Source organism: Opitutus sp. sgz309028, from assembly GCF_059821195.1.
The window spans coordinates 1173113-1185523 of record NZ_JCAMRR010000002.1 but is presented as its reverse complement, the minus strand read 5'-3'; the positions used below and the strand labels follow the sequence as shown (position 1 = coordinate 1185523).

The following is a 12411-nucleotide window of genomic DNA, read 5'->3' as shown; positions in this document are numbered from 1 at the left end:
AGGATATTGGCAGTTAAGCCTTCGGCTGAACTGTCGTAACCGTAGCCTTGGAGACAAGGAAATCAATCGCCTTGTCGAAAATGATCGACTGCTGGATCGCGCGGAGCTGCTCGCGATCGGTCGTGAGTGCCTTGACGATCTTGTCGGGCTTCTGCTGCGTGCGCATCGCCTCGCGGTAGATGAACTGATCGATGTCCTGCTCGGTCACCTGGATCTTTTCCGCCTCGGCGATCTTCGCGAGGACCAGCTGCAGCTTGACGCGCTTGGCGGCGGCTTTGCGCGCGCCATCGAAGAGTTCCTTTTTGTCCTTCTCGAACTGCTCCTGCGGCACGCCGCGACGCATGTTCTCTTCAATGAACTGGCGGAGGACGCCCTGCGTCTCGCTCTCGACCAGCGATTCCGGCACGGGGAAATCAACCTTGTCGGCGAGCGCATCCGAAACCTGACGGCGCTGCGCCGCACGATTCTGCGATTCCTTCTGGCGACGCAGCTGGCTGCGAACCGCCACGCGCAGCGTCTCGAGATCCGCGACCTGATGCGCCTTGAAGAAAGCCTCGTCGAGCGGCGGGAGCACGCGCTCGCGCACTTCCTGGACTTCGATCGAGTAAACGGCAGTCTTGCCCGCGAGTTCCGGCACCGCTTGGAACTCAGCCGGGAACGTGATCGTCACGTCCTTCTTGTCGCCTGTCTTCAAGCCTGAGATCTGCTTGCCGAGACCGGGGATGATGCCCTCGTGCTCGCCTTCCACTTCCTCCCAGGTTTGCGGGACCTTGCCGTAAATTTGTTTTTCAGGCGCGAGCTCGGCGATCGGCTTGCCATCGACGTTGCCCTCATACGCCAGCTTCACGTAGTCGCCCTTGCCGGCGGCGCGCTCGGCGACCTTGAACTCGGCCCGCTCCGCGCGCATGCCCTCGATCACGCGGTCCACTTCTTCGTCGGTCGCGTCCGTCGGACCGACTTCCGTGGTCAACGCGCTGTAATCGGGCACGGTGAATTCCGGACGGATGTCGACGGTGATCGTCACCGCTGCAGGTTGACCGGGATTGAGCTCGCCCGGCTCGACGTTGACGACGCTGAGGACGTCCAGCTTCTGCTGCTCCAGCGCATCACGGTAGGCTTTCGAAACGACCTTCTGCTTGAACTCGTCGCCGATTTCCTTGGCGTAGCGCTTCGCGACGATCGCCGCCGGAGCCTTACCGGGACGAAAACCGGGGATGCGCGCGAGCTGGGAAAACTCAGTGACCACGCTTTGGTGGACGCCGTCGACTTCGCTCTGATCGAGCGTGACGGCGAGGCTCTTGCGGGTGTCGGAGACGTTATTCAGTTGGACGTTCACGGAGTAGGTGCGGGCGTTTGGTTGAAAAGAATTGGTCACGCTACGACGCACCGAAGAGCGGTCAATGCCGGATTCTGTGCGCTTGCGTGGCGGGTCCGGGGGGCGTTGCGTGAAGGTTCGCGCGATGGCCTCCTTGCAACAGCTTCTCGAACTTCACGCTCCGCTTCTGGTGCTGGATGCCGTTTCCAGCCGCGTGCAGGTCGGCTGGCTGACGAGGGCAGACGCGCGCTGGTCGGCAGTCGAAGAGGAAGCCGGCGTCGGGATCTTCCGGTGCCTCGAAGAGCTCGGCCGTTCGCCATCGGACGCCGGCGCGTTCGTCTTCTGCGAAGGGCCCGGCTCGGTGCTGGGCGTGCGAACGACCGCCATGGCGATTCGCGCCTGGCAGGTGCAGGCCGCGCGACCGGCTTTTGCCTTCAAGAGCCTGGATCTGGTCTCGCGGGCGCTGAACCGCCCCGATCTGTCCGTGATCGCCGATGCGCGACGCGAGCAGTGGCATGTCTCGCGCCTCGGCGGCGTGCTGCAACGCCTCCCTGCCAGCGCGCTCGCCGGCGATCTGGCAATGCCGGAGGGCTTTCGCGCCTGGAGCGCCCTTCCGGCCAACGTGCAGCGCGTCCCCTACTCGCTGGCGCAGCTGTTTCCGCAAATTCAGGGGCTCGATCTGTTCGAAGTGCGCGACGCACCAGATGCGTTCCTGCACGAGGAGCCAAGCTACGCCACTTGGAACCCGCAAATCCACCGCGCGCCATGAATCCGCCGCACTCACGCCTGCCGCTCCGCTGTTGGGCCGAGATCGACCTCGCCGCGCTCGAACGCAACCTGCGCCTCATCCGCGCCTCGCTGCCGAAACAGATGCGGTATGTCGCGGTGGTGAAAGCCGACGCTTACGGCCACGGCCTGCCGCAGACGGCTGCGCGGCTCATGCACGCGGGCGCCGATCTTTTCGCGGTCGCCAACCTGTCGGAGGCCGAAGCCATCCGCGAACTGGGTCCCGGCTGGCCCATCCTGCTGTTGAGTCCATTGCTGCCCGAGGAGGATCGCTATCTCGCGGAGTATGACCTGAGCGCCACGCTTTCGACGGAGGACGAGGTTCGACGCTTCGAAAAAATCGGTCGCGCCGCGGGCCGAAAGATTTCGGTGCATCTGAAGATCGACACCGGCATGGGCCGGCTCGGCGTCTGGCACGAACGCGCCGCGGAATTCTACGAACGCGTCACCGCCGCTCCGCATCTGCGCGTGGACGGGATTTTCACGCATTTCGCCGCACCCGAAGACGGCGCGTTCACGGGTGAGCAACGGCGGCGGTTCCTGCAGGCTCTCGCAAGTTGTCCGGGGCTGAACACCCGGGAAATCTTCGTGCACGCCGACAACAGTGCCGGCATCGAGACGCTGCCGGGCACCAGCGGCCCGTTCAACGCCGTGCGCATCGGGCTCCTGCAGTTCGGCATTCTCCCGCACCCCCACTCCCTCCTCGCCCAGGTGCACACCGAGCCTGTATTCAGCTTTCGGACACGAATCGGCCTGGTGAAAACCCTGCCCGCTGGACAAACGGTGAGTTACGGCCGCACGCACACCCTCAGTCGCGAAACGCGCGTCGCGATCCTTTGTGCCGGCTACGCGGACGGTATTCCCCGGGCCATGAGCAATCGCGCCGAAGTTCTGATTCACGGGAAACGCTGTCCGGTGCTCGGACGCGTAACCATGGATCAGACGATCGTCGACGTCACCGATCTTCCCGAAGCGCAATGTGGAGACGAAGCGGTGCTCGTGGGCCGACAGCGCGACGGAGAAATCCTGATTGGGGAATTCAGCGCTTGGGCAGACTCCATTCCTTGGGAGGCGCTGTGCTCCGTCAGCAAACGGGTGCCCCGTATCTACCGGACCATTCTGGGTTCCTGAACCAGAACCGACGCGGGACAACTAGGGTTATAACCCTATTTTGCGCGTTGACTCCTTTGCGGGGTCGATTTGAAGTTTGGGGCACTTCCTCACGTGACCACGTCCACAAAACTCCGGGATTCAAGTCCTTCTCTCCGATGGAGTCTTTTGTGGGCGCCCGTTGCCGTCGCGCTGATGGGGCTGGTCGCTTATGTGAGTCCGCAGGCGACGGCGGCCACTCGCACGTGGGATGGCGGAGGGTCCGACAGTTCGTGGGGCACCAAGAACAACTGGAGTTCGAACTCGGCCCCGGGCACGAACGATTCCGTGGTGTTCAATGGCTCTTCGGCCGGCGGGAAGTATAATATTTCGCTCGGCGCGAACCGCACGATTCTCGGCCTCACCTTCAGCGCCGCCGCCGGGACGAATGCGTTCACGATTTCCGGCAACACGCTCACGCTGACGTCGGCCGGCATCGTCAACAGCGACACCGACACTCAGACTTTTTCGAGCACCGTCGCCGTCGGCACGACGAGCCAGACCTTTGATGCGGCTTCGGGCGGTCTCACGTTCAATGCCGTCACGCTCAATCAGAACCTCACGCTGTCCGGCTCCGGAGCGATCACCATCGGGAGCAACGGCGGCGCTTTGTTGAACAGCGGCGGCAACCGCACGCTGACGATCAACACCGGCGGCAGCCGCACGATCGGCGCGATCAACCTCTCGAACGACAACACAGCGCGCACGCTCACCATCAACGGCGCCGGTTCCGCCACCGTCACCGGGGTCATCGCCAACGGCGGCAGCGGCGCCGGCAATCTCACCAAGAGCGGCACCGGCACGTTGACCCTTTCCGGCGCCCACACCTACACCGGAACCACCACTGTCAGTCAGGGGACGTTGCAGCTCGGCGCCGCCAATCGGCTCGCCGACACCAGCTCGCTCACCGTCTCCGGCGGCACCTTCGATGTTCAATCATTTAACGACACCGTCGGCGCCATCACGCTCACGAGCGGCACGATCGCCGGCACCGGCACGCTCACGGGCAGTTCTTACGCCCTTCAAGGCGGCACCGTAAACGCCAACCTCGGCACTGGCACCGCCACCATCACCTCCGGCACCACGACCCTCAACGGCACCCTCGGCGCCAGCACCGTCAACATCAACAGCGGCACGCTCACCCTCGGCGCCAGCGACCGCATTTCAAATTCGGCCGCCGTCACCGTCGCCGGGGGCGCCCTCAATCTCGGCTCCTTTTCCGACACCATCGGCTCCTTCAGTCTCTCGGCCGGCGCGCTCGCCGGCAGCGGGACCCTCACCGCCTCCTCTTTCGCATTCAGCAATTCCAGCGACGTGGGCGTCGCCGCCGTCCTCGCCGGCAGCGGTTCGCTCACCAAGACCGGCGCCGGCACCCTCACCCTCTCCGGCGCCAACACCTACACCGGCGCGACCATCGTCAACGGCGGAACACTCCAACTCGGCGCCAGCAACCATATCGCGGATACTTCCAATCTGGAAATCGGAGCCTCCGGCACGTTCCAGTTCAATTGGGGCGCGAATAGCGAAACCGTCGGCGCCCTCTCCGGCTCCGGCACGCTCGCGCTGCGCGGCAGCACCTTCACCACGTCCACCTCCGCGGACACCGTTTTTTCCGGCACCATTACCGACAGCTACGGCGTTTTCCGGAAGGACGGCACGGGCAAGCTCACCCTCTCCGGCAACAACACCTACACAGGCAAAACCTACATCGATGGGGGCACCCTCATCGCTGCCAGCTCGACCGCCCTCGGCGGCTCTACCTCCGGCAACGTGATCGCCAGCGGTGCCACGCTCGCCCTTCAAGGCGACATCACCCTCACTGAAGGCAGCTTCTCAGTCCAAGGCACCGGCGACGGCGGCGTCGGCGCGATCTACAACCTCTCCGGCAACAACGCCCTCAACGCCACCCTCAACCTCGCCGGCGCCACCACCCTTGGCTCCGCCTCCGGCACACTCACGCTCGGCAATCTTAGCCTCGCCTCCGACCTCACGCTCACCGGCGCGGGCAACTTCGCCACCTCCGGACAAATCACGACCGGCGGGACCTTGATCAAGAACGGCACCGGCACGCTCACCCTCTCCGGCACCGGCAGCAACTCCTACGGCGCCACCAACCTTAACGAGGGCACGATCGTTCTCGGCAAATCCGACGGCATCAGCGCCCTCGGCCAGGGCGCCATCACCATCGGCGACAACAGTGGCGCCGCCGGCTCCGCGGTCATCCGGCTCGCCGCCAACGACCAGATCGTCAATTACGCCCCCTCCATCACGTTCAACAGCGACGGCCGCCTCGATCTCAACGGCTACAGCGAATCGCTCAACGTCATCTCCGGCTCCGCCGGCGAAATCGCGCTCGGCGGCGGCAACCTCACGTTGGGCGTCAATTCCGGCTCCTCATCCTTCGGCGGCGTGATCACCGGCGCCGGCACGCTCACGAAGATCGGTAGCGGTGTGGTCACTCTTTCGGGCGCCAACTCCTACTCGGCGGCCACCGCCATCGATGTCGGCACGCTGCGCGCCGGCGCCGCCAATACCTTCTCGTCCGCGTCCTCCGTCACGCTCGCCAACACCTCCGGCGCCACCCTCGACCTCAACGGCTTCAACCAGACGATCGGCTCCCTCGCCGGCGGCGGCGCCAACGGTGGCAACGTCAGCCTCGGTTCCGCCACCCTCACGACCGGCGGTAACGGCGCCAGCACCAGCTATGCTGGCGCGATTTCCGGCACGGGCAGCCTCACCAAGATCGGCGCCGGCACGCTCACCCTCTCCGGCGCCAACAACACCTTCAGCGGCGGAGTCACCGTCAGTGGCGGCACGCTCCTCGCGCAGGGCACGACAACCACCGGCGGTTTCGGCACGCTCGGCAACTACTCCGGCGTCGTCACACCCACGACGGTGATCACGGTCAACAACGGCGCGACTCTCGCCGTCCAGAATACCACGCCGGGCTTCGTCATGCCGGCGACCGACACAACGCTGCTCCTGACGATGTCGCTCAGCGGCTCCGGCACCGACGGCACCGGCGCGTTGAAAAGTCTCGGCGGCCGCAACACCTGGCGCGGCAACGTCTCCCTCGCCGGCAACACCACGATCAACAATACGCAGGCCGGCAATGACAACACGCTGTTCCTCGGACCCTATATTCAGATTTCGCCGACCACGTTCGATCTGAATAACAACAACCTCAATTTCATCGGCCAGGGCGATGTCTATATCTCGAGCGCGATCGGCAAAAGCAGCGGAGACACCGGCTCGGTCTCGATCAATCTGACCAACGGCGGCATGACGAACAGCGTCACCTTCGCCGGCCCGCAAAACTCCTATACCGGCACCACGGAAGTGAACAACGGCTGGCTGCGGCTGCTGGTCGATTCCGGCAACTATCCCAACGCCGCCATCAAGGGCAGCCTCGTCATCGGCGACGGCACCGGCGCCGCCAACTCCGCCGTCGTCACGAACGCCTATATCGAGCAGATCGCGGACAACGCGTCGGTCACGATCAAATCCGACGGCCTGCTCGACCTCGCCACCCACAGCGTCAACGAGACGCTGAGCAATCTCACCCTGCAGGGCGGCCGCATCAACACCGGCACCGGCAATCTTTATCTCACGGGCCCCGTCTCCGTGCAGACCGGCGCCACGTCGACGATCGACGGCAACATCGGCCTGCAGAACGCCGGCGGCGGTCCCGCGCGGACCTTCAACGTCGACGCCGGCAGCGCGTTCCTCGTCAACGCCCGCATCTTCGGCGGCGACTATATCAAAGCCGGCGACGGCACGATGATCGTCACCAGCGACAGCCTCAGCTCCGGCTACAATGGACGCACCACTGTTGCCGGCGGCATTCTCAACCTGCGCAACAGCGGCGCGCTCGGTCAGCATGCCAACGATGCCGCCGCCAGCGGCACCATCGTGCAGAACGGCGCCACCCTCCAGCTCGACAACACGCTCGGCAACGTCGCCATCAACTACGAAAGACTCACCCTTTCCGGCAGCGGCGCGGGTGGGCTCGGCGCGCTCAACAGCAAGAGCGGCAGCAACAGCTGGAGCCAGGCCACCATCATCGTCGATGGCGACACCACCATCCGCACGGATGCCGGCACGCTCACGCTCGGCGGCCGCATCGGCAGCACGGCCGCGGCCGGCGGCACGCAGACGCTGACCGTCAGCGGCTCCGGCAACACCTTCATCACCGGCTCGATCAAGGACAACATCGGCCCCGCGCCCACCTATTCGGATCTTCACACCGGTCAGCTGGCCCTGACGAAGAACGGCAGCGGCACCCTCAGCCTCTCGGGCGCCAACACCTTCTCCGGCGCGATCAACGTCAACCAAGGCACCCTGGCAGTCACGGCCAGCAACGTTCTCGGTGCCCAAACCAACCGCGTCACCGTCGCCTCCGGCGCCACCTTCGCGGTTTCCGGCGGTAATGACTACACGAATACGATCGGCCGCCTCGAAGGTTCCGGCGTGGTGAGCATCGCGGCGGCGACCAACCTGCGCGTGAACAACACCGCCGCCGACACGTTTGACGGACGCCTCTCCGGCTCGGGGCTCTTCAACAAGATCGGTTCTGATACGTTCACTTTCTCCAGCACGGCCAATACGAGCGCCTTCAACTTCGACGGCACGGTGCAACTGAGCGCCGGCACGATGGAGTTCAAGGGCGGCTCGAGCAATAATGCCCTTTTCGTCGAAAACCTCACCCTGCTCGGCGGCACGACGTTGGTCCTGAACGAGGCCTATATCAACGTCGGGACCCTCTACATCACCGGCAATACCATCCTCGATTTCGGCACCGGCAGCGCATCGGTCCTCAACGCCTCCAATATTTACATCGCCGACGGCGCGATCCTGACGGTGAGAAACTGGACCAGCGAGGTCGACTTCCTCTTCGCCACCAACTCAGGCTATGCGACGTCCGGTGGCTTTCGTCTCGACGGCGCCAGCGGCACCCTCGCCGAGTTCAACCAGATCGGCTCCCAGCCCTCCAATCAGGTCCACTTCGAAGGCGATCCCCAGTCCCCGGACGGCAGCCACACGACTTGGATCAATTACGATCACCTCGGTTACACGAACTGGGAAATTCGACCGATCCCCGAGCCATCCACTTACGGCGCGATCCTGATCGGTTCGGCCCTCGCCTTTCTCGGCTTCCGGCGCTTTCGGGCCTCACGCGTGACCCGCCGCTAAGGGGCCAGTCACCAAACCAAGCCGCCAAAGCGGCTGAGCTCCCGGGGGCGGGCTGAATTTATTCGCCATTCTGCGCACGAACGGGAGCAGATTCGCGCGTCAGTGAATTCGTTTCCTGGTCGTTGTTATGCACCGGACCAAACAGCTCTCACGGCGGGCTCACTCGCCGCCGTGAGGTGACCTGCTGCCTCAGTAGGTTTTGAACTCTTTCGATCCAACCACCTTCGCGCGATCCGAACCGGAGCCGGCGTAATACACCTCGATCCGGTAGCGCTTGCTGCCGTAAGCCGTGCGGAGATCGAGGCAATACGTGCCGTCGCTCTCGATGTCGTAGGCGGAGGAATTGTAGAGCTTCGCGGGACCGTAGGAACCGTCGGAACGAATCTCGCACACCGAGAATTGGACCGACCGGTCACGCACTTTGGCGCCATTTCGCGACGTCAGCTGGCATTTGACGGGCACCGTCGCTCCGCCCTGGTGCGAGCTTCCTTTCGACAGGACGCCCTTCCACTCAACCGTGCACTTTGTCTCCGGCGCCGCTTTTTTCACCGTGAAGGTGACCTTGTCGGTGGCACTCACTCCGCCGCTGACGATATTGGCCGTGAACGTATAGGTGCCCGGTTTGGACAACGACAGGGTCGCCGTGCCGGTCGCTTTTTCGGAGCCAAGTCCCGATTTGGACAGCGAGACATCGGCGCCATTCAGCGCCGCCTTCAACGAACTGACGGGAGCGTTGCTGCTGCCGGCGATCGAGAGCGGAATCTTCACGGACGCGCCCTCCGTGGCATACTCGAACACCGCTCCATTATCGGGATCGGCGATGGAGACGCGCGGACTCGCTTTCTGCACCGACGCATAAAAGGCGAGCGAGGTGCTGGCCGACGTCCCGCTGGCATCGATCGCGGTGACGCTGAGGACATGCTTGCCCTTGCACGCAACCGACAAGGTGCCCGATCCCGTCGCCAGCGACGAGCCGAGGCCGGAGGATTTTACGTTGAGACTTTGTCCATCCAGCCTGGCGGTTATTTTCGAGATTTTGCCCGACTCACTGGTGGCCTTGAACGCGAAGCCGAGCGTGGCCGGGTTCTCGCCGAACAGAGTGATGTTCGTCTCCGTCGGCGAGGTGATCGTGACCGACGGCGGCTTGGCCGCTCGCACGGTGAAGGTCACGGTCTTGCTCGCGCTGACACCCGATGAAAGGTCCTGCGCCTTGGCTGTGAACGTATAGGTACCAGGTTTTGTGACGGCGAGCTGGCCCGATCCTTTTGCGTGCGCACTGCCCAGACCTTTTTTCGAAACGCTCGCCGACCTGCCGTTCACCGCCGCCGTCAGAGTATCGATCGTCGCCTTGGCGGAGATATCCGCCGAGAAGGAAAACGGCACGGAGATCGAAGGCGAGCGACAGGAGTTCGTTACAGCGGGAATCGTATAGACCGCCTGATCGAGCGGCGCCGCGATCGTGAGATCGATTTCCGGTTTCGAGATTTTCACGACGAAAGACACCGTCGTGGTGGCGGTCTGCCCGGCAGCGTCGGTCGCCTTCACCACCAGCACGTGGGTGCCGGCGGATCTGACCTTGAGCTTGGCAGCCGCGCTCGCGGTGCTCGTGTTCAACCCCGAAAGCGAACTCAGCGAAACAGGTTGTCCGTTCAACGTCGCGCTCAGGGTTTTCACGCTGCCACCGGAACTCTTGCCGACGAAGCCGATCGGCACGGTCAGCGGATCGCAGAGATTCGGCACCGTGTAGCCGCTCTGCGGCGACTGGGTGATCGACACCGTTATCGGCGGAAGCGTGGCCCGCGGTTTCACCTCGAAACGGACGGACGTCGTGGTGGAAACGCCACTCAGCGCATTCGAATCCGTGGCCGTCAGCGTATAAACACCCGGCGCAGCGATCTGCAGCAGGCCGGAGGCGCTCGCAATCGCGGAGGTTCCGATTCCGCTTGTGCTGCTGATGGAGACTGCGCTGCCGCCGAGGTCTCCGGAGATGGCGTCGACGGTCGCGCCAGCCGTGATGGTTCCGGTGAACGTAAACGGAATCGCGAGCGTTCCGCTGGCCGGCATCAGGTAGGGCGAGTTGCGGGCGATCTCCGGATTGATGGCGATCGTGATCACCGGTTCGACCACCGTGACGCTGAAACTCACCTGCGCCGTGGCGGTTTCGCCATAGGTGTCTTCTCCGGCGGCGCCGAGTTCATAGACAAAAACTCCTGTATCCAAAGTCGGGATATCGAGAATTCCATTTCCGACGGCGATGAGCGAGCGACCGTCGGCGCTGGAATGGAGGCTGACCTCCTCTCCGTCGAGCTGAAGCTGCTGCGAGACAATGTAAGCCCCCGTTCCGGTGGTTTTGACCGCGACCGGGATCGACAGAGGCTGGCCGCGAAAGACCGTATAAGTCGTCCGCGGAGCCTGCGTGAACGCGATCGTCGGCGGAGGCGGCGGCGCCACGCTGAAGGTGACCGAATCGAACGCACTCAAGCCCAGCGCCGCATTCGACGCGGCCACATCGATCGTATACTCGCCCGGCGTCAGACCGGTAAGGAGCCCGCTCGCGGTCGCCGCCGGCGTGTTCAGCCCCGACACGACGGACGGCGTCAGCGCGACGCTCTGATCCTCCAACGTGATGGTGCCACTCAGCGTGGCAACGGGCGCGCCATGCGTAGTCGTCGCCGTGAAGGTGAACGGAACATCCAGCGGCGAGGCATCCGGCGGCAGCAGAAACGTCATTCCGTCCTGCGGACTGCCAATCCCGACAGACAATTGAGGCACATCTTCGACGATGACGAACGTCGCCGTCGCAGACGCGACGCCGTACTCGCTGGTTGCCGTGACGACCAGCGTATGTTCGCCCACACCACCAAGCGTGCTCCCGCTGTAGACGAGTTCTCCGGAACCGGTTGCCAGCGCCTCGCCGATGCCGTTCAGCATAGCGGGGGTCAGCGCATCCCCGTCGAGCGTTGCCGTCAGCGAAACGATCGATCCGACCTGGGTCGACGCAGCGAAGCCATACGGGATGCGAGCAGTCGTGAGCCCGCGAATGTAGCGGTAGGCGGCGCCGTTCGCGGGCGGGTTGATGCCGACGACCGGAGGAGGAACCTCCTCGGTCACGACGAACGTGCTCGAGGCGAAGCTCTCGCCGATGGCGTTGCGGGTTTCGGCGTTGATGGTGTAGAGGCCTGGACGCGTGATCGGCACCGTCACCGTGCCCTGCGCATCGGCTGTGCCCAGACCCGTGAGCACGAGCGAAAGCGGAGCGTCGACCAGAAACGGGACCCCCTCGTCATCTTCGCCGCTCAAGATCGCGTTGAGGACCAATACAGGTGCTGAAGCGCTGGCGGCTGCCTCCACCTTGATCGCAACGGGCAGCGCCGGTCCGCCGGGATAAAGCACGAACTCAGCACCTGCCTCGGGCTCCGTGATTTCCACGGTCGGCGCGGTCAGTCCCGATGGCAACGCCGCCTGCGCGTTGATGCGCATGCCGCTGTCCGTGAACTGGGTCGGCCATCCCGAGGTTTTGATGAAATACTTGAAGGAGCCTTCGTCGGATCCGAAGGGGATATCCGTTTTCACCCGCACGGTTTGCGATTCGTTGGGACCCGAGAACGACAGGGAGTTCTTCGCTGCCGCGGTGACGGGATCCACGAAGGTGATGAAGGTGGCCGCCACAGCGTCAGCGACGCCCACCGGGGATTGCTCGACGACCAAGTCCACAGAAATCGTATAGCCGCCCGGCGTGAGATTCGCGGGCGAGGTGATCGTGAGATCGAAGAAGGTATGAAACGGCTGCAGCCCCTGTTGCTGCTGCGTGTTGGCCGGATCGTATTTAACGACATTGCCACCGGCGGGCGGACCGAACTGCGCGCGCGTCGCGACCACCCCGGAAAAGAAAATCAAGATAAACGAAACCCACGGCCGAAAAGGGGTCAAAACAGGTGCTTTCATATTAGGGTATAGGCAAGAACAGG

General features: G+C 63.9%; 5 protein-coding genes. 3 read left to right on the top strand and 2 right to left on the bottom strand.

Annotated elements, in window-relative coordinates; genetic code table 11:
- Window positions 1-13: 13 nt before the first annotated feature.
- Window positions 14-1375 carry a trigger factor gene (tig, locus tag AC6RV7_RS10630; protein ID WP_500093951.1) on the bottom strand — a complete coding sequence of 454 codons (1362 nt, stop codon included), beginning with the start codon at window positions 1373-1375 and terminating at the stop codon, window positions 14-16.
- Between the two features lie 70 nt (window positions 1376-1445).
- Here tig and AC6RV7_RS10625 point away from each other — a divergent pair, with 70 nt between their 5' ends.
- The 3 genes from AC6RV7_RS10625 (at window position 1446) to AC6RV7_RS10615 (ending at window position 8443) form a co-directional block, all read left to right on the top strand.
- Entirely contained in the window at window positions 1446-2084 is a 639-nt protein-coding gene (locus AC6RV7_RS10625; protein ID WP_500093950.1) for a peptidase M22, read from the top strand.
- Window positions 2081-3232: an alanine racemase gene (gene alr, locus AC6RV7_RS10620; RefSeq protein WP_500093949.1), complete on the top strand. Its 1152-nt coding sequence runs from the start codon at window positions 2081-2083 to the stop codon at window positions 3230-3232. Before AC6RV7_RS10625 ends, alr begins: the two co-directional genes overlap by 4 nt.
- Window positions 3233-3379: 147 nt before the next feature.
- Entirely contained in the window at window positions 3380-8443 is a 5064-nt protein-coding gene (locus AC6RV7_RS10615; protein ID WP_500093948.1) for a beta strand repeat-containing protein, read from the top strand.
- 189 nt (window positions 8444-8632) lie between these two features.
- On the opposite strand, the gene AC6RV7_RS10610 is transcribed toward AC6RV7_RS10615, so the two are convergent.
- Window positions 8633-12340 carry a hypothetical protein gene (locus tag AC6RV7_RS10610; RefSeq protein WP_500093947.1) on the bottom strand — a complete coding sequence of 1236 codons (3708 nt, stop codon included), beginning with the start codon at window positions 12338-12340 and terminating at the stop codon, window positions 8633-8635.
- Window positions 12341-12411 lie beyond the last annotated feature (71 nt).